Annotated in this window: 16 protein-coding genes and 1 pseudogene; 13 read left to right on the forward strand and 4 right to left on the reverse strand. The window is 67.8% G+C overall.

Annotated elements, in window-relative coordinates:
- The 12 genes from ACQY4T_RS01815 to ftsZ all read left to right on the forward strand — a co-directional run bounded on the left by ACQY4T_RS01815 (position 1) and on the right by ftsZ (position 15,058).
- Positions 1-1,488: a UDP-N-acetylmuramoyl-L-alanyl-D-glutamate--2,6-diaminopimelate ligase gene (locus tag ACQY4T_RS01815; protein WP_428536790.1), complete on the forward strand. Its 1,488-nt coding sequence runs from the start codon at positions 1-3 to the stop codon at positions 1,486-1,488.
- Positions 1,485-3,002, forward strand: coding sequence for a UDP-N-acetylmuramoyl-tripeptide--D-alanyl-D-alanine ligase (locus tag ACQY4T_RS01820; protein ID WP_428536793.1), 1,518 nt, complete (start codon positions 1,485-1,487; stop codon positions 3,000-3,002). The genes ACQY4T_RS01815 and ACQY4T_RS01820 overlap by 4 nt, the downstream gene beginning before the upstream one ends.
- Positions 2,999-4,090, forward strand: a complete 1,092-nt coding sequence (mraY, locus tag ACQY4T_RS01825) for a phospho-N-acetylmuramoyl-pentapeptide-transferase (RefSeq protein WP_428542663.1) — start codon at positions 2,999-3,001, stop codon at positions 4,088-4,090. The genes ACQY4T_RS01820 and mraY overlap by 4 nt, the downstream gene beginning before the upstream one ends.
- Positions 4,087-5,508, forward strand: coding sequence for a UDP-N-acetylmuramoyl-L-alanine--D-glutamate ligase (gene murD, locus ACQY4T_RS01830; RefSeq protein WP_428536796.1), 1,422 nt, complete (start codon positions 4,087-4,089; stop codon positions 5,506-5,508). The genes mraY and murD overlap by 4 nt, the downstream gene beginning before the upstream one ends.
- Positions 5,508-6,626: an FtsW/RodA/SpoVE family cell cycle protein gene (locus tag ACQY4T_RS01835; RefSeq protein WP_428536799.1), complete on the forward strand. Its 1,119-nt coding sequence runs from the start codon at positions 5,508-5,510 to the stop codon at positions 6,624-6,626. Before murD ends, ACQY4T_RS01835 begins: the two co-directional genes overlap by 1 nt.
- On the forward strand, positions 6,623-7,744 hold the full coding sequence (gene murG, locus ACQY4T_RS01840; protein ID WP_428536802.1) for an undecaprenyldiphospho-muramoylpentapeptide beta-N-acetylglucosaminyltransferase: 1,122 nt from the start codon (positions 6,623-6,625) through the stop codon (positions 7,742-7,744). Before ACQY4T_RS01835 ends, murG begins: the two co-directional genes overlap by 4 nt.
- A 61-nt stretch (positions 7,745-7,805) precedes the next feature.
- Positions 7,806-9,242, forward strand: coding sequence for a UDP-N-acetylmuramate--L-alanine ligase (murC, locus tag ACQY4T_RS01845; RefSeq protein ID WP_428536805.1), 1,437 nt, complete (start codon positions 7,806-7,808; stop codon positions 9,240-9,242).
- A complete protein-coding gene (gene murB, locus ACQY4T_RS01850) occupies positions 9,239-10,225 on the forward strand; it encodes a UDP-N-acetylmuramate dehydrogenase (protein WP_428536808.1) in 987 nt (328 codons plus the stop codon). The genes murC and murB overlap by 4 nt, the downstream gene beginning before the upstream one ends.
- Positions 10,222-11,142, forward strand: a complete 921-nt coding sequence (locus ACQY4T_RS01855) for a D-alanine--D-alanine ligase (protein ID WP_428536811.1) — start codon at positions 10,222-10,224, stop codon at positions 11,140-11,142. Before murB ends, ACQY4T_RS01855 begins: the two co-directional genes overlap by 4 nt.
- Positions 11,130-12,086, forward strand: coding sequence for a cell division protein FtsQ/DivIB (locus ACQY4T_RS01860; RefSeq protein ID WP_428536814.1), 957 nt, complete (start codon positions 11,130-11,132; stop codon positions 12,084-12,086). The genes ACQY4T_RS01855 and ACQY4T_RS01860 overlap by 13 nt, the downstream gene beginning before the upstream one ends.
- Positions 12,087-12,100: 14 nt before the next feature.
- The gene (ftsA, locus tag ACQY4T_RS01865; protein ID WP_428536817.1) at positions 12,101-13,402 is read left to right on the forward strand and encodes a cell division protein FtsA; all 1,302 of its coding nucleotides are present in this window, start codon (positions 12,101-12,103) and stop codon (positions 13,400-13,402) included.
- 72 nt (positions 13,403-13,474) lie between these two features.
- Positions 13,475-15,058, forward strand: a complete 1,584-nt coding sequence (gene ftsZ, locus ACQY4T_RS01870; protein WP_428536820.1) for a cell division protein FtsZ — start codon at positions 13,475-13,477, stop codon at positions 15,056-15,058.
- A 130-nt stretch (positions 15,059-15,188) separates the two neighbouring features.
- Here ftsZ and ACQY4T_RS01875 read toward each other — a convergent pair whose 3' ends face one another.
- Positions 15,189-15,725 carry a TetR/AcrR family transcriptional regulator gene (locus ACQY4T_RS01875; RefSeq protein WP_428536823.1) on the reverse strand — a complete coding sequence of 179 codons (537 nt, stop codon included), beginning with the start codon at positions 15,723-15,725 and terminating at the stop codon, positions 15,189-15,191.
- Positions 15,726-15,983: 258 nt separating this feature from the next.
- Here ACQY4T_RS01875 and ACQY4T_RS01880 point away from each other — a divergent pair.
- Positions 15,984-17,309: pseudogene (locus ACQY4T_RS01880) on the forward strand (amidase).
- 64 nt (positions 17,310-17,373) lie between these two features.
- On the opposite strand, the gene ACQY4T_RS01885 reads toward ACQY4T_RS01880, so the two are convergent.
- From ACQY4T_RS01885 to ACQY4T_RS01895, 3 genes are all read right to left on the reverse strand, one after another.
- Positions 17,374-17,952, reverse strand: coding sequence for an SDR family oxidoreductase (locus ACQY4T_RS01885; protein ID WP_428536826.1), 579 nt, complete (start codon positions 17,950-17,952; stop codon positions 17,374-17,376).
- Between the two features lie 5 nt (positions 17,953-17,957).
- Entirely contained in the window at positions 17,958-18,992 is a 1,035-nt protein-coding gene (locus tag ACQY4T_RS01890; protein WP_428536829.1) for an LLM class flavin-dependent oxidoreductase, read from the reverse strand.
- A gap of 114 nt (positions 18,993-19,106) precedes the next feature.
- Positions 19,107-20,732 carry an ABC-F family ATP-binding cassette domain-containing protein gene (locus ACQY4T_RS01895; RefSeq protein WP_428536832.1) on the reverse strand — a complete coding sequence of 542 codons (1,626 nt, stop codon included), beginning with the start codon at positions 20,730-20,732 and terminating at the stop codon, positions 19,107-19,109.
- Positions 20,733-20,735: the final 3 nt, after the last annotated feature.

Below are 20,735 nucleotides of genomic sequence, written 5' to 3' on the forward strand. Positions count from 1 at the left end.
ATGCCACGGCTTTCCACCATACCCGGCACGCCGCGTGCCCGAGGCTGGGATGCCCTCGGCCGCCTCGACATCGCCCACCTCGACATCGCGGGCGTCACCGCCGACAGCCGCACCGTCGTGCCGGGTGATCTGTTTGCCGCCCTGCCGGGATCGCGCGCCGATGGCCGAAGCTTCATCGCCGATGCGGTGGAGCGTGGCGCGATCGCGGTCCTCGCCCTGCCCGGAACACCCTGGCCGCCCGGCGTGCCGCCGCGCCCGGTCATCACCGATCCGGAGCCGCGCCAATGCCTGGCCCAGATCGCCGCCGTCCTGGCCGGCCCCCAGCCCGAGACCGTGGTCGCGGTCACCGGCACCAACGGCAAGACCAGCACCGTCGAATTCACCCGCCAGCTCTGGGCATCCTCCGGCGCCAAGGCCGCCAGCCTGGGCACCCTAGGGCTGATCGCGCCGGGCTTCGATCCCGGCCCCGGTCTGACCACGCCCGACCCGGTCAGCCTGGCCGAGACCCTCGCCGGCCTGGCGCGTCACGGCGTCACCAAGGCGGCGATGGAGGCGTCATCCCACGGCCTCGATCAGTTTCGGCTGGACGGCGTCAGGCTGGCTGCGGCGGCATTCACCAACCTGACGCGCGATCACCTGGATTATCACCCCACGTTCGACGCCTACCGCCGCGCCAAGCTGCGGCTGTTCGAGGCGCTGCTGCCCGCCGGCGCCCCCGCCATCGCCCAGGCCGAGATGGACCCCGCAACCCTGGACGCGTTGCGCCAAATCGCCCGCCGCCGCCGCCTCGACTTCAGCACGGTGGGCGAAACCGGCAGCCGCCTGCGCCTGATCCGGGCACATCCGCGCCCCGACGGCCAGGATCTGACGATTGCCTCCGCCGGCAAGCAGCGCACCGTTGTGCTGAACCTCCCCGGCCGCTTCCAGGCCGACAACGTGCTGCTCGCCGCCGCCCTCACCGAGGCGCTGGGCCTGGTCGACGTGCTCGATCGCCTGCCGGCGTTGCGCGGCGTGCGCGGCCGCATGGAATGTGCCGCCAGGCTGCCAAACGCCGCCACAGCCTACGTCGACTACGCCCACACCCCCGACGCGCTGGAACGGCTGCTGACCGCGCTGCGCCCGCACACCGCCGGGCGCCTGCACGTGGTGTTCGGCGCCGGCGGCGATCGCGACCGCGGCAAGCGTCCGCTGATGGGCGAGGCCGCCGCGCGCCTCGCCGACAGCGTCATCGTGACCGATGACAATCCGCGCAGCGAGGACCCCGCGGCGATCCGAGCCGCCATCATGGCCGCCTGCCCGAACGCCCGCCAGATCGGCGACCGCGCACAAGCCATCGAAACCGCGCTCAACGACCTCTCGGCCGGCGATGTCCTGGTGGTCGCCGGCAAGGGCCACGAGCAAGGCCAGATCGTCGGCGCGACGGTGCTGCCGTTCGACGACGCCACCGTCATCCGCCGCCTGGCCGACTGCCCGGACCCCGGCCCATGACCCAGCCCCTGCTCCAGCCCCAGCCTCTGAACCAGCCCCAGCCTCTGAACCAGCCCCAGACCCAGCCCCGGTCATTATGGACCGCGACCGAACTGGCCGAAGCCACCTTCGGTGTCCTGTCGCAGCCGTTCGACGCCAGCGGCGTCTCGATCGACACAAGGTCGCTGACGCCCGGCGACCTGTTCGTCGCTCTGCTCGGTGAAGGCCGCGACGGCCACGCCTTCGCCGCCGACGCCCTGGCCCGCGGCGCGGCCGGCGCCATGGTGCACGCCGACACCACGCCGGCCCAACCGGTGCTGCGCGTTGACGACACATTGGCCGGCCTGTCGCGGCTCGGCGCCTATGCCCGGGCTCGCTCCGACGCCGGCGACTTCCGCCTGATCGCCGTCACCGGCAGCGTCGGCAAGACCACCACCAAGGAAATGCTGCGCGGCGTGCTCGCCGCCTTCGCCCCGACCCACGCCGCCGCCGCGTCCCACAACAATCATTGGGGCCTGCCGCTCACCCTGGCCCGCACGCCCCGCGATGCCAGGTTCTGCATCGCCGAGATCGGCATGAACCACGCCGGCGAGATCGCCCCGCTCGCCCGCCTGGCCCGCCCCCACGTCGCCGTCATCACCAGCATCGCCAAGGCCCATATCGGCTACCTCGGCAGCATCGAGGCCATCGCCGATGAGAAAGCCAGCATCATCGCCGGCCTGGAACCCGGCGGCACGGCCGTGCTGCCCGCCGACTCAGCGCAATTCCCCCGCCTCAAGGCCCGCGCGCACGGCGCCACGGTACTGACCTTCGGCGCCGATCCGGCGGCCGATGTCCGCCTCGTCCACAGCGAGGCCGACGACGCCGGCTCGCTGATCCACGTCGACATCGCCGGCCGCACCGCATCGCTGCGGCTCAGCGCCCCCGGCCGCCACATGGCGATGAACGCGGTCGCCACCCTGGCCGTCGTCGCCGCGCTCGGCCTCGATCCCATCCGAGCGATCGACGCACTGGAGGCCTTCGTTCCCCTCGCCGGACGCGGCGCCCGGCGCGACATCCGCGCGGGCTGCGGCACCGCCCGGCTGCTCGACGAAAGCTACAACGGCAACGGCGCCTCGATGCGCGCCGCGCTCGACGTGTTGCGCCTGCAGCCAGCCCGCCGCCGGATCGCGGTCCTCGGCGACATGCTGGAGCTCGGTGACGAGGGTCCCGCCGAGCACGCCGCTCTGGCCGACGCGGTGATCAATTCCGCCGACTGCCTGTTCACCTGCGGCCCATTGATGCGCAACCTGTTCGACGCCGTCCCGCAACCCTTACGCGCCGCCCACGCCGCCAACGCCACCGAACTCGCCCCCCTGGTCGCCGCCGCCTTGGCCCGAGGCGACGCCATCCTGGTCAAGGGCAGCCTCGGCAGCGCCATGAAGCACGTCATCGACGCGATCGAGCAACCCTTCCGCCCCACTCCACCCGCGACCACCTCACTCGGCCCCACCTCACCCGCGCCCGCCTCACCCGCGCCCGTCGGAGCCGTCTGATGCTGTCCGTGATCTCCCGCCCGTTCGCGGACCACTTCTTCCTGTTCAACCTGTTCCGCTACATCACCTTCCGCGCCGGCGCCGCCTGCCTCACCGCCCTGATCGTCAGCTTCGTGCTAGGCCCCGCGGTGATCCGCTGGCTGAAATCGGTGCAGAAGCAAGGCCAGCCGATCCGTGCGGATGGTCCGGAGCGCCACCTGGTCGAGAAAAAAGGCACCCCGACCATGGGCGGCCTGCTGATCCTGGGAAGCCTGACGATCTCCACCCTGCTCTGGGCCGACCTGCGTAACGGCTACGTCTGGGCCGTCCTGTTCGTCACCCTCGGCTACGGCGCGCTCGGATTCTGGGACGACTACCTCAAGGTGACCAGGCGCAACACCCGCGGCGTCCCCGGCCGCACCAAGCTGATCGTGCAAACCGCGATCGGCCTCGCCACCGCGATCTGGATCACCTCGTTGGCCCGAGGCCCGCTCGCCACCGCGCTGACCGTCCCGGTGTTCAAGGAAGTCGTCATCCCGTTGGGCTTCCTGTTTCCGGTGTTCGGCACGCTGGTGATGATGGGCGCCTCCAACGCGGTCAACCTGACCGACGGGCTCGACGGCCTGGCGATCGTGCCCACCATGATCGCCGCCAGCGTCTTCACCCTGATCGCCTACCTGGTCGGCAATCGCATCTTCGCCGACTACCTGCAGCTCAACCCGGTGGTCGGCGCCGGCGAACTGGCGGTATTCTGCGCCGCCCTGGTCGGCGCCGGCCTCGGCTTCCTGTGGTTCAACGCACCCCCCGCCGCCGTCTTCATGGGCGATATCGGCGCCCTCGGCCTGGGCGGCGCGCTCGGCGCCGTGGCGATGGTCACCAAGCACGAGATCGTCCTGATGATCGTCGGCGGCCTGTTCGTGGTCGAGACGCTGTCGGTCGTCATCCAGGTGTTCTGGTACAAGCGCACCGGCCACCGCGTGTTCCTGATGGCCCCGCTGCATCATCACTTCGAGAAGAAGGGCTGGGCCGAACCAACCATCGTCATCCGCTTCTGGATCATCTCGATGATCCTCGCCCTCATCGGCCTCGCCACGCTGAAGATCCGATGAACACCTTTTCCCCCACCCTGTTCGCGACCAAGCGCTACGCCGTCGTCGGCCTCGGCAATAACGGCCTGCCGGCCGCACGAGGCCTGCGCGCGATGGGCGCCCAAGTAGTCGCCTGGGACGACAATCCCGCCGCCCGCGAAGCCGCAAACGGCCTCGAACTGGCCGATCCAACACAAGCCCCGTTCGACTACGACGCCCTGATCCTGTCCCCCGGCATCCCGCATTGCCTGCCCAAGCCGCACCCCGCCGCCGCACGCGCGATCGCCGCCGGCGTGCCGATCCTCTGCGACGTCGAACTGCTGTTCCAAGCGGTCCGCGCCTCCGGCTCGCGCGCCCGCTTCGTCGGCATCACCGGTACTAACGGCAAATCCACCACCACCGCGCTGCTGCACCACATCCTGGACCGCGCCGGCATCCCAGCCGAGGCCGGCGCCAACCTCGGCCCAGCAGCCTTGTCACTGCCGCTGCTACCACATCATGGAGTGTACGTACTCGAAATGTCCTCCTATATGTTGGAGCGACTCGCAGATATGCGGTTTGATGCCGCGGTGATGCTCAACCTCAGCGCCGACCACATCGATCGTCACGGCGACATGGCCGGCTACGCCATGGCCAAGCGCGCCATCTTCGACCGCCAGCGCCCGCAACACCTCGCGGTGATCGGCGTCGACGGCCCAGACTGCCGCGACATCGCCGCCTGGCTCGACACCCGCCCGGCGCGGGTAATCCGCATCTCCGGCGCGACGCCCAGCCTGCCCCGAGGGCCAGCCCTGCCGGGCGAGCACAACGCGCAAAACGCCGCCGCCGCGACCGCCGTGGCCCGCCATTTCGGCGTGTCCGACGACACCATCGCGTCCGCATTGCAGACCTATCCCGGCCTCCCCCACCGCCAACAGCTTGTCGCCACCGTCGATGGCGTCAACTTCATCAACGACAGCAAGGCAACCAACGCCGACGCCGCCGAACGCGCCTTGGTCTGCTACGACCGCCTGATCTGGATCGCCGGCGGCATGGCCAAGCAGGGCGGCATCGACCCGCTGGCGCCGCTATTCCCGCGCATCGCCCACGCGTTCCTGATCGGCCGGGACGCCGCCGACCTCGCCGCCACGCTCGCCCGCCACGGCGTCCCATCCGACACCGTCGGCACCCTGGAAGCCGCCGTGCCCGCCGCCTTCGCCGCCGCCACCCGGCACAACGCCCCCATCGTGCTGCTGTCCCCGGCCTGCGCCAGCTGGGACCAGTTCACTGGCTACGACCAGCGCGGCGACAGCTTCGCCGAACTCGCCCGCGCCCTCTCCGCCACCCCAAGCCCGTCCACCACCCCAAGCCTGGCCGCCACCCCGAGCCCGTCCACCACCCCGAGCCTGTCCGCCACCCCAAGCCTCTCCGCCACCCCCCGCCGGACCGGAGCCACCTGATGCCGTCCCTCTCGCGCGCCGACGACTCGATGCTGGGCCGCTGGTGGTGGAGCGTCGATCGCTGGACCCTCGGCGCCATCGGCGTGCTCATCGGCTTCGGCTACATCATGATGCTCGCCGCCAGCCCCGCCGTCGCCGAACGCATCGGCACGTCACGCGAGACCTTCATCCTCAAGCAGGTCGTGTTCCTGGCCATTGCCGGCGTGATCGTCGTCGCGGTGTCCTTGCTCTCGCCCCGCGACATCAAGCGCCTCGCCATCGCCGGCTGCCTGATCGCCCTGGCGCTGACCGCCGCCACCATGGTGATGGGGGTCGAGATCAAGGGCGCCCGCCGCTGGATCTCGCTACCGGGGATGACCATCCAACCCAGTGAGTTCCTGAAACCCTGTTTCGCCGTCGTCACCGCCTGGATGCTCAGCGAGGCCAAGCGCTCGCCGCGCTTCCCCGGCACCATCATCGCCTTCGTGGTGTTCGGCCTCATCCTGGTCCTGCTGAAGTCGCAGCCCGACATCGGCATGCTGGCGGTCGTCACCGTGGTGTTCCTCGCCCAGCTCTACATCAACGGCCTGCCGCTATTCCTGGTCGGCGTCGCACTCGGCATGATCGGCGGCGGCGGCGTCCTCGCCTACACCGTGTTCCCCCACGTCCGCAGCCGCGTCACGCGTTTCTGGGACGGCACCGGCGACAACTACCAGGTCACCACCGCGCTCGAGGCGTTCGGCAACGGCGGCCTGTGGGGCCGCGGGCCCGGTGAGGGCCACGTCAAGGACGTGCTGCCCGACGCCCACGCCGACTTCGTCTTCGCCGTCGCCGGCGAAGAGTTCGGCATGTTGATCTGCGTCGTCATCCTGTCCGTCTTCGCCTTCATCGTGCTGCGTGGCCTGCTGAAACTGCTGCGCGAGCAGGATCCCTTCATCGTGCTGTCCTGCACCGGCCTGGTCACCGGCTTCGGCCTGCAGGCGTTCGTCAACATGGCCTCCACCCTGCGCCTGATCCCGACCAAGGGCATGACCCTGCCGTTCATCTCCTACGGCGGCTCGTCCGTCATCGCCGTCGCCCTCGGCATGGGCATGCTGCTGGCGCTGACCCGCCGGCGCAGCCGGGACGAACTCGCATGAGAGGCCCCACGGTAAAGCCCATCGTCATCGCCGCGGGCGGCACCGGCGGACACTTCTTCCCGGCCGAGGCACTGACCGCCGAACTCGTCGCCCGCGGCCACCGTATCGTGCTGATGACCGATGCCAGGTCGGCCGGCCAGTCCAGCGCCACCTTCGCCGGACGCGAGCAATACGTCATCCACGGCGCCGGCATCGCCGGACGCGGCATCTGGCGCGCCACCAAGGCAATTGGCTCGTTGACCGCCGGCATCGCCCAGGCCCGCGCCATCCTGTCCCGGCTCGGCGCCGGCAGCGTTGTCGGCTTCGGCGGCTACCCCTGCGTCGCCCCGATCCTCGCCGCACGCCTGCTCCGCCACCACCCCGCGCTGATCCTGCACGAACAGAACGCCGTGCTCGGCCGAGCCAATCGCTTCCTCGCCGGCCGCGCCGACATCCTCGCACTGGGCTTTGCCGCGACGCAACGAGTGCCGGCGGCAACCCGCACCGAGATCACCGGCAACCCGGTCCGGCCGCCAATCATGGCGTTGTCGCAAACCACCTACACCGCCGCCACCGACCACATCTCCCTGCTGGTGCTCGGCGGCTCGCTCGGCGCCCGGATCTTCAGCGATGTCGTCCCCGACGCCCTGCGCCTGCTGCCGCAATCGCTCAGCGCCCGCCTGTCCGTTGTGCAGCAAACCCGCGCCGAGGACCTCGAACGGGTCAAAGCCGCCTACGCCGCCCAAGGGATCGACGCCCAGCTATCCCCGTTCTTCCCCGACGTCGCCGCGCGCCTGGCAGCCGCACACCTGGTGATCGCCCGCGCCGGCGCCTCCACCGTGGCCGAATTGGCCGTCGCCGGCCGGCCCTCGATCCTGGTGCCGCTGCCCGGAGCGATCGACGACCACCAGTCCGCCAACGCAAGCGCCCTGGCCGATGCCGGCGGCGCATGGCTGATGCCGCAGCCGCGCTTCACCCCCGCAGCGCTCGCCGAACAATTGGCGACCCTCCTGGCTGACCCCAAGCGATTGGCCAAGGCCGCGATCGACGCCCGCTCCCAGGCCCGCGCCGACGCATCCGCCCGCCTCGCCGACCTCGTCGAAGCCCGCATCGCCGCGCACGGCACGGAGCGCGTGTGATGCCGGTCATCCGCAACCCCCCCCCCCACCGCTGCACCCTCACCGCAGCGGGCAGCTCGTCATGAGAGCCCTGCCGCTGACCATCGGCACCATCCACTTCGTCGGCATCGGCGGCATCGGCATGTCCGGCATCGCCGAAGTGCTGCACACCCTGGGCTACAGCGTCCAAGGCAGCGACATCGCCGAATCCGCCAACGTCCTCCGCCTGCGCGAGTCCGGCATCGCCGTGATGATCGGTCACGACGCCGCCAACCTCGGCCCCGCCCAGGTCGTCGTCGTTTCGACGGCAGTAAAACGTGACAACCCCGAGGTCGCCGCCGCCCGCGCCCGGCTGATCCCGGTGGTGCGGCGCGCCGAAATGCTGGCCGAACTGATGCGGCTGAAATGGGCCGTCGCGGTCGGCGGCACCCACGGCAAGACCACCACCACCAGCCTGATCGCGTGCGTAATGGAAGCCGCCCGCCTCGACCCCACCGTGATCAACGGCGGCATCATTAACGCCTACGGCACCAACACCCGCATGGGCAGCGGCGACTGGATGGTGGTCGAGGCCGACGAAAGCGACGGATCGTTCCTCCGCCTGCCCGCCATCATCGCCGTCGTCACCAACATGGACCCCGAACACCTCGACCATTGGGGCAGCGCCGAGGCAATGCTCGCCGGCTACGACCAGTTCGTCGCCAACATCCCGTTCTACGGCTTCGCGGTGCTCTGTATCGACCACCCCGAGGTGCAGCAGATGATCCCCCGCCTGTCGGATCACCGCATCGTCACCTACGGCTTCTCCCCACAAGCCGACATCCGCGCCGAACGGGTGTTGCCCGACAAGCTGGGCTCGACCTTCGAGGTCGTCCTCACCGACCGCTTCCATAACCGCTCCCGCCGCATGGGTCCGTTCCGCCTGCCGATGCTCGGCGCCCACAACGTGCAGAACGCGCTCGCCGCGATCGCCGTCGGCATCGAAATGGAAATCGACGACCAAACCCTACGCAGCGCACTGCTCGGCTTCAAGGGCGTGCGGCGCCGCTTCACCAAGACCGGCGAGGCCGGCGGCATCACCGTGATCGACGATTACGGCCACCACCCGGTGGAAATCGCCGCCGTCCTGAAAGCCGCCCGCCAGGCCGGCGCCCGCGATGTCGTCGCGGTGGTACAGCCGCATCGCTACTCCCGCCTCGAATCGCTGTTCGGCGACTTCTGCACCTGCATGAACGACGCCGGCACCGTCATCGTCGCCGATGTCTACGCCGCCGGCGAACAGCCGATCCCGAACGTCACCCGCGATGCCCTGGTCGAGGGCCTGCGCGCCCGCGGCCATCGCAGCGTCGTCGCCCTGCCCAACCCCGGCCTGCTCGCCGAGATGGTGCACGCCATCGCCCGTCCCGGCGACTTCGTGGTCTGCCTCGGTGCCGGATCGATAACCCAATGGGCCGCCGCGCTGCCCGCCGACCTCGCCGCGCTGCAGACCGGCGGCAACCGCAGAGCGATGGCGACATGATGGCCGCTGAACGTCTGCCCGGCTGGCTCGAATCGCTGCCGAAACTGCGCGGCCGGATGCAGTCGAACGCCCAGCTTGCGCCGTTCACCTGGTTCCGCGCCGGCGGCGCCGCCGAACTGCTGGTGCGTCCCGCCGATGCCGATGATCTCGCCACCTTGCTGCGTGAATTGCCCCACCCTGTGCCGGTCCAAGTGATCGGCGCCTGTTCCAACCTGATCGTGCGCGACGGCGGTTTGTCTGGCGTAACGATCCGCCTGGCCCGCGGCTTCTCCACCATTGCCATCGAAGCGAACGGCATCACCGCCGGAGCCGCAGCACTCGACGTCACGGTGGCCGAACACGCCGCCGCCGCCGGACTGACCGGCGTCGAGTTCCTCTCCGGCATCCCCGGATCGATCGGCGGCGCGGTGGCGATGAACGCCGGCGCCTATGGCGGTGATCTGGCCAGCGTCCTCGACTGGGCGGAAATCGTCACCCGCACCGGCGAACAGCGCCGCCTGCCCGCCCAGCAACTCGCCTTCGCCTACCGCCACGCCGCCCTGCCGGCCGGCGCCGTCGTCACCCGCGTCCACCTGCGCGCCATTCCCGGCGCCGCCGCCCTGATCGCCACGCGAATGGCCGAAATCAAGTCAACCCGGGAAGCCTCCCAGCCGGTGCGCGCCCGCACCGGCGGATCGACCTTCCGCAACCCCGACGGCATGAAGGCCTGGGAACTGATCGATGCCGCCGGCTGCCGCGGCCTGACCCGAGGGGGCGCCACGGTTTCGGAAAAACACTGCAACTTCCTGATCAACACCGCCACCGCCACCGCCGCCGACATCGAAGGCCTGGGCGAGGAAGTCCGCCGCCGCGTCCTCGCCGCCACCGGCGTCACCCTGGAATGGGAAATCCGCCGCATCGGCATCCCCGGCGGACGCCCCGAGATGGTGCGCCAGGCTGTTGCGGAGGCGGCTCCCGACGCGGCCCCCGAGGGCGGGTCATGACCCGGGTCGCGGTACTCCACGCCGGCATCTCCGCCGAACGCGAGGTCAGCCTCGCCACCGGCATCCAGGTGATCGCCGCGCTGCGCGAAACCGGCTTCGAGGTCGATCCGATCGAAGTTGGCGCCGATCTCGGCGCCGTCATCCGCGCCCTGACGCCCAAACCCGACGTCGTATTCAACGCATTGCACGGCCGCTTCGGTGAGGACGGCGTGATCCAGGGCGTGCTGGACTGGCTCGCCATCCCCTACACCCATTCCGGGGTCCGCGCCTCCGCCATGGCGATGCACAAGCAGGCGGCAAAAGCCCTGTTCCAGTCAGCCGGTCTGCCCGTCGCGCCCGGTCGGGTCGTGGCCACAATGGAACTCGAGTCCGCCGATCCGATGCCGTTGCCATACGTCGTCAAGCCGGTGAACGAAGGATCCTCCGTCGGCGTCACCATCGTGCGCGCCGGCGACAACCGCCGAACCGAGATCGCCCGCGGCTGGACCTTCGGCTCCACTGCCCTGGTCGAAGAATACATTCCGGGCCGGGAACTGACCGTCGCCCTGCTCGACGGTCGCCCCCTCGCCGTCACCGAGATCCGCGCCGTCGCCGGCAGCTTCTATGACTACGAATCGAAATACGCCGATGGCGGCTCGCGCCACATCATCCCCGCCGGCGTGCATCCCGCCATCCGCGACCAGGCCCTGGATGTCGCCGCCGCCGCGCACCGCGCGCTGGGCTGCCGTGGCGCCACCCGCTGCGATTTTCGTTACGACGACACCAAAGGCGAACCGGGCCGTCTGATCCTGTTGGAGATCAACACCCAGCCGGGCCTGACCCCGACCTCCTTGCTGCCCGAGCAGGCGGCGCATTGCGGCATGAACTTCGCCCAACTCTGCACCTGGATGGTGGAGAACGCGTCATGTCAGGAGTAAGGCGTTCTCCGCGCAATTCGGTCAACGACCGCCCCTCCGGCCTGCGCTTGGCGTTGCGCCGCCAGCGCCGTCTGTTGCGCCCGGCGGGCTGGGTCGCGCTGGCCTCCATCGTCGCCCTGATGCTGATGTTCGCGGTCCACACCGCCGGACTGCACGCCGGATCGGGCCGCACCCTGAACACCATGCGCGAACGCCTCGGCGCAATGACCGCCGCGTCCGGCCTGCGGGTCACCAACGTGGTGATCGAGGGACGCGCCAACACGCCGGAAGCAATGCTCCGAGAAGCCATCGGCGTCCGCAAGGGCGACCCCATCCTCGGCTTCTCGCTGGACGACACCAGGGCGACGATCGAACGCATCCCCTGGGTCGAACACGTCACCGTCGAACGCCGCCTGCCCGGAACCCTCGTCGTCAACCTGCAAGAGCGCCGGCCGTACGCGATCTGGCAGAACCGCGGCAAGTTCGTCCTGGTCGATCGCACCGGCCAGGTCGTTACCAATCAGGACGTCGCGCAGTTTCGCCGCTTGCCGCTTATCGTCGGCCAGGGCGCACCGAACGCCGCCGCCGAACTGCTGGATGCGCTGCGCGATCGCCCCGCGCTCGAGGAAAAGGTCCAGGCCAGCGTCCGCGTCGGTGAGCGACGGTGGAATCTGCGGATGACCAACGGCACCGACGTGATGCTGCCTGAAGGCCATGAAGTCGCGGCGCTCGATCGCCTGGGCCACCTGCAGCAGGATCACGACGTGCTCGATCGCCCGTTGACCGCCATCGACATGCGCCTGCCGGATCGCCTGGTGTTCCGCCCCAAGCCCGACGCCGGCGACGGCGACGTAGTCCCCCCCATCCCGCCCGGATCGTCGTCGCCCGCAACCTCGCCGCCCGCAACCTCGCTGCCCCCGACTTCGACGCCCGAGCTTCCCGTAATCGCCAGAAAACCCACCTAAGAAGGCACGAACGGATGGCAGACAATCCTCGTCGCGTGCTTCCCCCCGCCGATACCGGACCACCGGAGATCGAGCCGGCTCGGCATCAGCGCTCCGGCGCGTTCGGTGTGGTCGATATCGGCACCACCAAGATCGCCTGCCTGATCGGACGCGTCGAAAGCGATGGCACCCTGCGCGTGCTCGGCTTCGGCTGGCAGAAGGGCCGCGGCCTCGCCAGCGGCGACATCATCGATCTGGAAGCGGCGGAAAAAGCCATCCGCACCTGCGTCGGACAGGCCGAGGACATGGCCGATACCAGGCTGCGTTCGGTCACCGTCAACCTGACCTGCGGTCAGCCACAATCGCGTCTGTTCAACGTGCAGTGGCCGGTCGGCGGCCGCGCCATCACCGAACAGGATATCCGCGGCGTGCTGAACGAAGGCCGCGCCCGCGCCGAGATCGACGAACGCGAACCGATCCACGTGCTGCCGTTGAATTTCGCCGTCGACGCGACCGACCAGGTGATCGATCCGCGCGGCCTGTTCTGCTCCACCCTGAACGCCCGCCTGCACGTCATTGACGCCGCCGCCACCGCGCTGCGCACGCTGGAATCCTGCATCAACCGCTGCGACCTGGAAATCGAGGATCTGGTGTCCGCCCCGATGGCCGCCGGCCTGTCCAGCCTGGTGCCGGAAGAACGCGAACTCGGCGCCATCATCATCGACATGGGCGGCGGCACCACCAGCATGGCGGTCTATGCCGACCGTCAGATGATGCACACCGCTCAATTGCCGATCGGCGGCCTGCACGTCACCAAGGATCTGGCGATCGGCCTGTCCACCACCCTTGTGCATGCGGAACGATTGAAAACGCTGTTCGGCAACGTCGAATCCAGCCCCGACGACGACCGCGAATTGCTGCCGGTGCCGCTGGTCGGAGAGGAAGACCATCAACTCGCCAAGGTGCCGCGCAGCATGGTGGTCAACATCATCCGCCCGCGTATCGAGGAGACCTTCGAATACATCAAGGACCGCCTCGATACGTCGGGCCTGGGCCGCGCGGCGGGCAACCGCGTCGTGCTGACCGGCGGCGCCTGCCAGCTTCCCGGAGTGCGCGAACTGGCCGCCAGGATGCTCAGCCGCCAGGTGCGCCTGGGTCGACCCGCCGCACTGCGCGGTCTGCCCGAACTTGCCTCCGGTCCCGCCTTTTCCACCGCCGCCGGGCTGCTCTCCTGGGCAGCCGGCGATGGGAGAGCCTTCCAGGACATCAACCTGGACGGCGAGCCACGACTCGGTCTGTTCCGCCGACTGGTTAATTTTTTAAAGGAACGTGTCTGAAACCGTCGCGAATCGAGAGGTTCGTCGTAGTAACTGCCTAGCAGCCGTCCCGTGAACCCGGGGGAGAACAAAATGACCCTAAACCTGACAATCCCGACCATGAACCATACCGACTTTTCGCCTCGCATCACCGTCATCGGCGTCGGCGGCGGCGGCACCAATGCCGTCGACAACATGATCACCGCCAACCTGCAGGGGGTGGAGTTCGTCGTCGCCAACACCGACGCCCAGCAGTTGATGCACAGCCGTGCCGACCGCCGCATCCAGCTTGGCCCCCACATCACCCAGGGCCTCGGCGCCGGAGCCAAACCGGAAATCGGCAAGGCCGCGGCGGAAGAGGCAGCGGATGAACTGTATCGCCACCTCGATGGCGCCCACATGGTGTTCATCACCGCCGGAATGGGCGGTGGCACTGGTACCGGCGCCGCTCCGGTCATCGCCAAGATGGCCCGCGAACGTAACATCCTCACCGTCGGCGTGGTCACCAAACCCTTCGGCTTCGAAGGTGTGCGACGCGCCCGCTCCGCCGATCAGGGGATCGAGGAACTGCAGCAATACGTCGATACACTGATCGTGATCCCCAACCAGAACCTGTTCCGTATGGCAAATGAACGCACCACCTGGCGCGATGCGTTCAAGATGGCCGATCAGGTGCTCTACATGGGCGTCCGCGGCGTCACTGACCTGATGATGGTGCATGGTCTGGTCAATCTCGACTTCGCCGATATCCGCACCGTCATGGCGGAAATGGGCAAGGCCATGATGGGCACCGGTGAAGCCGAGGGCGACAACCGCGCCATCCGTGCCGCCGAGGCTGCGATCAACAACCCGCTGCTGGAAGATACCTCGATGTCCGGCGCGCGCGGCCTGCTGATCAACATCACCGGTGGCGAAGACCTGACGCTGTTCGAGGTCGACCAGGCCGCGAACCGCATCCGTGAGGAAGTCGACGAAGAAGCCAACGTGATCTTCGGCTCAGCGGTCGATGAAACCCTGGCTGGCCAAATCCGGGTATCGGTGGTGGCAACCGGCATCGATTCATACAAATCCACCGAACACTCACGGCTGAAACTGGTCGCCGGGGGCGCCGCGCCGGCTCCGCAGCCGATCATCAATCGCAACGCGATGCCCGGTTCGGTGCAGGCAACAGCCACGTCGCCTCTGCGGCAGGTATCGCCGCAGCCGGAAGTCGGCGCCAATGTGGCTGCGATGATGGAAGCCCAGCCGTCACAACCCGGTCTGCACCAATCCGGGCAGCCTGGGCTGCACCAATCCGCGTTGTCGCCCGGACTGCACCCACCCGCGTTCCAGACGAAACCTGTTCAACAACGCCCCGCGCAACCGCAACCGATCGCGCAACTGGCCTCCAAGGCCAATCTGTTCGCCCAGTCACATGGTCCCGCTGCGGTGCCCGCGCACCTGCCCAATGGCATCAACGAACCGACCCGGCCAAGCCTGTTCAACAAGATGACCGGAGTGCTGCGCGGGCGCCCATTCCCGCCCACCGTGGCAGCCAGCCCGCAGCCGATGACGCGACGCGAACCCGAGTTCGCCGACGACCAGCCGCAGACCCACCATGTTTCGGTGCGTCAGACCTCAGCCGGTGAGGAAACCGGCATCGAGATTCCGGCATTCCTGCGCCGACAGTTGTCCTGACACTCGATGCCGGGTGGCGGCGCGCAGGCGTCGCCACCCGGCTCGACAACACCCGGCGCATCAAAACACTCATTATACCTCTCCTTGCGTTGTTGAGGCCCCCAACGGGTCGCATTCTTCATCGCTGCCGCTAAGCTGGCACGAGACCAGCTCTACGATAGCTATAGATTAACGCGTCAAAGACTGAGATGTCCGAGCGGCTCCGCGCCATAAGCTGAGCGCCAGAGATGGCAGCGAAGATGGCGTGAGCCCATTGCTCGCTCTCCTCCTCGTTCATTTCGGTGGCGGCGGATAGGACCCTGGTCAGCCACGCGATATTGACGTCGGTAAAAGCCAGCACCTCTTTCTTCACCAGCTCCGGCAGGTCATCATACTCGGCAGACATGAAGCTGCAGAGGCAGATGCGGTTACCATTCTCGAGCGACTTGCGAAATGTATCGGGATACTGGCGCAGGCAGAGAACCGGATCTGAGGATTCAGCCCACAGTGCCTCCAGAACAGCCGCTGAGTCCTCCCAATAGCGCTTGGCTACCGCTGCGCCGAGATCGGCCTTGCTTGGGAAGTGATAGTGGATGCTGGCGGCCTTGATGCCCACTTGGCTCGCGAGCTCGCGGAAATTCAAGCCGCTGTAGCCATGCGCCTGCGCGGTCCTTCTGGCTGCCGCCAAGATGGCTTCCTTGGAACTTAAACCCATTTGATTGCCCTGCGGCTTCGCTCGGAACTATTTCGCCGGATTACCTACCAAGTGACAGATAGGGGATTGGCGGAGAGAAATAAAGGCCCACATCCGCTCTACCAAGTGGCAGGTAGATTCTTCATAACCAGACAGCCAGGAGATAAAGCCGTGACCAAAGAGATCATTTTTTCCGACGCAACCAAGCTGGCCGAACTGATCCGCACCAAGGAGGTCTCGCCGGTCGAGGTCGTGCAGGCGCACCTGGATCGCATCGCGGTGGTGAACCCAAAGATCAACGCGATCGTCACGCTCGCGGACCTTGCGCTCAAAGCCGCAAAGGCGGCGGAGGCAGCGGTGTTGGCGGGCGACGAAATCGGCCCGCTGCACGGTGTCCCCTTCACGGTGAAAGACTCGATCGACACTGCGGACGTGGCGACCCAGCGCGGCTCACCCATCTTCAAGGGCCGCATTCCCGACGCCGATGCGACGAGCGTCGCACGAATGAAGAAGGCGGGCGGCATCCTGCTGGCGAAGACCAACCTTCCCGAATTCTCCTACTGAATCGAGAGCGATAACCTGCTCTCCGGCCGGTCGAACAACCCTTGGGATGTGACCCGCACTCCGGGCGGTTCGAGCGGGGGTGAATCGGCGGCCATCGCGGCGGGAATGTCTTCGATCGGCCTCGGTACCGATCTCGCCATTTCCGTTCGTGGCCCCGCCGCGCAAACCGGCATCACTTCCATGAAGGCGACGCATGGCCGTGTGCCAATGACCGGCATCTGGCCGCGCGCGCCGCGCCGCTTCTGGCATGTGGGGCCGATGGCCCGCTCGGTGCGCGATATCGCGCTCGCTTTCTCGCAACTGGTCGGGCCTGACGGCCAGGACGCGTTCGCTACGAGCACAGTCCAGTTCGATGCGGGCATCGGCCGCCAGCCTTGTCGCCAGCTCTGGGTGGGCTGGATGGTCGGACCCGGCTTTGGGCCAGTCGATCCCGAGGTGGCGGCGACCGTCAAGGCCGCAGCCGAGGCGCTGAAGGACATCGGCGTCTTTGTCGAGGAGGGGAGCATCCCGGCGCTGGAGCGCGATTTCGCCCTCGACGTGTTCAACCGCCTGCATGTGATGGAGATGAAGCCCACGTTCGCGGAGGCGACAGCCGGCCACGAGAACGAAATGTACAAGATGGCCAAGACCATGCTCTCGCTGCCCGACACATCGATGAAGGACTATATCGACGCAGAGCAGGCGGCCGAGCGGCTGCGCGACGGCTATGCCGATTACTTCTCGCGTTACGACGCGTTGATCACGCATGTGCTGCCGATCCCGGCCCACAAGCATGGCGTCGAGGAGTTCACCATCGACGGCCAAACCGTTGACGCCACCTACCTTCAGGGCGCGACCGTGCCGCTCAACGTCACTGGGTTGCCCGGTGTCGCGATGCGGTTCGGCACGAGCAAGGAAGGAATGCCGATCAACGTGCAGATTGTCGGCAAGTGGCAGGCGGAGTCCACGATCCTTCACGTGGCTTCGCTACTGGAGGGCGTGAGCCCAGTTCGCAACCTGCAGCCGGGCGTCTAGAGCATGATCGTGCTAGGCGGAACGTTGAAGGCCGTGGAATCATGCTACAAGACAAAGAGCTAGATTAGCCTCGCCGATACCCATTCACCTGATCCGCCGCCGTTAAAATAACGAACAGCAGCGGCGGCACCATTTCATCCGGCTCGACCAGTTTCGGCTTCACGCCGTCCCGGCTCCAGTCGCGCATTTCCTGCTTCATTCCCGGCGTGTTGGCCCCGGCACCTGGATTGACGATGTTCACCGTCACCCCGGTCCCCGCGATCTCCTTGGCCCACACCTCGGTCGCCATCTCCAGCGCCGCCTTCGACGCACCGTACGGGGTCGACCCGTGCATGTTCCTCGTGTCCAGCTTGGTGGTCACGTTGATGATCCGCCCCCAGCGCTGCTTCACCAGAACAGCCACCACCCGCCGCGCCATCTGATCGGCCGCCACGTAATTGGTGTCCATCACCCGCTGGATCACCTCGGCGCAGCGCAGATCCGCCACCATCGGGCGCACATTCGCCACGCCCTGCATCGCCTCGAAATCCTCCGCCAGATGCCCGACCGCCAATACCCGCACCCCGGCAGCGGCCAGACCCAACGTCATCCCGCGCCCCAACCCGCGCAATCCGCCGGTCACGATCGCCACGCGATCCGCCATCGCGGCTACTCAGCCGCGGCGCTGCGCGACGCCCTCTCGGCGCGAAAATGCGGCATCACCTCGCGGCCGAAACGCCGCAGGTTCTGTCGCGACGTGCCGCCGCCATTCAGCAGGATGTATTCAACCCCCTGCGCCCGCAGCCGCTCGATCTTGCCGCAGATCTGGTCCGGAGTGCCATACAGCGCGCTCTCCTCGCTCGCCTCGCGGGTATCGGAAAACGCCATGATGCTCGCGGTGTTGTTGCCGTCCGGCCGCTGGCTGATCGCGTGCAGCCGGCGCTGCGCGGTGATCCGCCGATCCACCGCCGCCTGCTTCTCGGCCTCGGTATCGGCGACGAAGAACGCCCGAGCCACGCCAACCTGGGACGGATCGAAGCCAAATCCATTGCCCAGCATCGCCGCCTTGTAGGTATTGAACCGGTTGATCGTCTCCTCGATCGAGGCGAACTGATCCAGCAGCAGGTTATGCCCGCGCGCCGCCACCTTGCGGATGCTCTCGGCGTGTCCCGCACCCTGCCAGAACGGTGGATGCGGCTTCTGATAAGTCGGCGGCTCGACGATGATGTCGTCGAACGACCAGTAGTTCCCCTGAAACGAAAACCGCTCGTTCGAAGTCCACGCTCGAGTAATGATGTCGATCGACTCCTCGAACCGCGCCCCGGCCTGTTCCATCGGAATGCGGAACCCGGCGAACTCGTTGTGCCGGTAGCCCTTGCCGATGCCGAAATCCAGCCGCCCGCCCGACAGCAGGTCCACCGTCGCCGCCTGCTCCGCCAGCAGCACCGGATTGTGCCACGGCAGCACCAACACCGCCGTCCCCAGCCGCAACGTCGACGTCTTGGCACCCACCCAACTCAACAGATTGAGCGTCGCCGACACCTGGCCAAACCCGGTGAAATGGTGCTCGACGATGAACGAGCTGTGGTAGCCCAGCGCCTCCGCCTCGATCAGATACTCGATATAATCGTTGAACCCCGCCGCGCTATCGACGTCGGGTCCGCCACGCTGCGCCTGCGCGGCGCCGAAAAGCCCGAACCGCATGATGCTGCTCCCCAGACGGTTGCCCCGATCTTCCGCGCGCCCCGCCGCGTTGTCCACACACCGCGCAATCCGATCAGGTCGCGACGACCAGTGGCGCACTGGCCCCGAAACACCTCAAGCCGCCTTCCTGGCCCGCTTCCCCTTGCCGCCACGCGCCTCCCTCGCCGCACTGCCGCCCTTGGCCCGCTCCAGCACGAAGCGTGCGTAATCGTCCATGTCGCCATCGAACGGCACCACGGTCCCATCCGCCGCCAGCCAGAGCCGATCCGCCACCAGCTCCATCAGCGACCGGTCATGCGTGATCAGGATCACCGCGCCCTGATACTCGTTCAGCGCATCCAGCAAAGCCCGCCGGCTATCGATGTCCAGGTGGTTGGTCGGCTCATCCAGGATCAGCAGATGCGGCGCCCCCATCGCCACCAGGTTCAGCAGCAGCCGCGCCCGCTCCCCACCCGAAAGATTCTCAACCGTCGTCGACTGCTTGTCGAACCCGATGCCGAACCCCGCCAGCCGCGAGCGCTGCGAGGTTTCGCTGTCATCGGGCCGTTCCCGCCGGATGATCTCCAGCGGCGTATCCACTGGGTCCAGCGCCTCGATCTGATGCTGATGGAACCAACCCACCTTGATCCGCCGCTCCCGCGTGATCCGCCCCGATTGTAATTCCAGCGCCCCCGCCGCCAGCTTCGCGAACGTCGACTTGCCCGCCCCATTCACCCCCAAAAGCCCGATCCGGTCATCGACATCCAGCCGCAGGTTCAAATCCCGCAACACCGGCCCGCCGTCATATCCGACCGAGGCCGCATCCAGCCCGATCAACGGCGGCGCCAGCGGCCGCGTCGGGGAAGGCAGCATGAACGGCGCCACCCGCTCCTCGATCGTGGCCGCCACCGGCTCCATCTTCGCCAGCCGCTTCATCCGCGACTGCGCCTGCGCCGCCTTGCTCGCCTTGGCTCTGAACCGATCGACGAAGCTCTGCAGATGCGCCCGCTCCGCCTCCTGCTTCGCCGCGAACGCCGAGGCCAGCCGAACCTTCTCGGCGCGCCGCTTCTCGAAGTCGTCATAGCCGCCGGCATACAGCTCGAGCTTGCCGCCCTGCAGGTGCAGGATGGCCTGCACCGAGTTGTTCAGCAGCTCGCGGTCATGGCTGATGATGATCGCCGCGTTGGGATATTTCCGCAGCCTGGCCTCCAGCCACATCGCGCCTTCCAGGTCCAGGTAGTTGGTCGGCTCGTCCAGCAACAGCAGATCGGGTTCGGCGAACAGCGCCGCCGCCAGCGCCACCCGCATGCGCCAGCCGCCGGAGAACTCCGCCATCGGCCGCGCCAGGTCGGCGGTCGAGAACCCCAACCCGGCGAGGATTTCGCCCGCCCGCGCCGGCGCCCGATCGGCATCGATCTCCGCCAGACGCGCATAGATGTCGGCGATCCGCTCCGGTTCGGCGGCGTCCAGTTCGGCGTGCAGCGCCTCGCGCTGCCGATCGGCCGCCAGGATGGTGTCCAGCAGGGAGACCGGTGTCGCCGGATGCTCCTGATCGACGCTCGCCACCCGCGCCGCTTTCGGCAGGCTGATCGCGCCCCCATCGACGCCCAGTTCGCCCAGGATCAGCCTGAACAGCGTCGATTTGCCGACGCCGTTGCGTCCGACCAGCCCGACCTTGGCATTGGACGGCACCAGTACGCTGGCATGGTCAAAGAAACGCCGCCCCCATGCATTGAACACGAGGTCATCAATCTGAAGCATGTG

The organism is Rhodopila sp., from assembly GCF_965277825.1.
Classification (GTDB): Bacteria; Pseudomonadota; Alphaproteobacteria; order Acetobacterales; family Acetobacteraceae; genus Rhodopila.

Bases quoted from the DNA above. Each gene is read 5' to 3' on its own strand.
- murG (WP_428536802.1), top strand. From the start codon at position 6,623: ATGAGAGGCCCCACGGTAAAGCCCATCGTCATCGCCGCGGGCGGCACC.
- ACQY4T_RS01855 (WP_428536811.1), top strand. From the start codon at position 10,222: ATGACCCGGGTCGCGGTACTCCACGCCGGCATCTCCGCCGAACGCGAG.
- murB (WP_428536808.1), top strand. From the start codon at position 9,239: ATGATGGCCGCTGAACGTCTGCCCGGCTGGCTCGAATCGCTGCCGAAA.
- ACQY4T_RS01890 (WP_428536829.1), bottom strand. From the start codon at position 18,992: ATGCGGTTCGGGCTTTTCGGCGCCGCGCAGGCGCAGCGTGGCGGACCC.
- murC (WP_428536805.1), top strand. From the start codon at position 7,806: ATGAGAGCCCTGCCGCTGACCATCGGCACCATCCACTTCGTCGGCATC.
- murD (WP_428536796.1), top strand. From the start codon at position 4,087: ATGAACACCTTTTCCCCCACCCTGTTCGCGACCAAGCGCTACGCCGTC.
- ftsZ (WP_428536820.1), top strand. From the start codon at position 13,475: ATGACCCTAAACCTGACAATCCCGACCATGAACCATACCGACTTTTCG.
- ftsA (WP_428536817.1), top strand. From the start codon at position 12,101: ATGGCAGACAATCCTCGTCGCGTGCTTCCCCCCGCCGATACCGGACCA.
- ACQY4T_RS01835 (WP_428536799.1), top strand. From the start codon at position 5,508: ATGCCGTCCCTCTCGCGCGCCGACGACTCGATGCTGGGCCGCTGGTGG.
- ACQY4T_RS01895 (WP_428536832.1), bottom strand. From the start codon at position 20,732: ATGCTTCAGATTGATGACCTCGTGTTCAATGCATGGGGGCGGCGTTTC.
- ACQY4T_RS01860 (WP_428536814.1), top strand. From the start codon at position 11,130: ATGTCAGGAGTAAGGCGTTCTCCGCGCAATTCGGTCAACGACCGCCCC.
- ACQY4T_RS01815 (WP_428536790.1), top strand. From the start codon at position 1: ATGCCACGGCTTTCCACCATACCCGGCACGCCGCGTGCCCGAGGCTGG.
- ACQY4T_RS01820 (WP_428536793.1), top strand. From the start codon at position 1,485: ATGACCCAGCCCCTGCTCCAGCCCCAGCCTCTGAACCAGCCCCAGCCT.
- ACQY4T_RS01885 (WP_428536826.1), bottom strand. From the start codon at position 17,952: ATGGCGGATCGCGTGGCGATCGTGACCGGCGGATTGCGCGGGTTGGGG.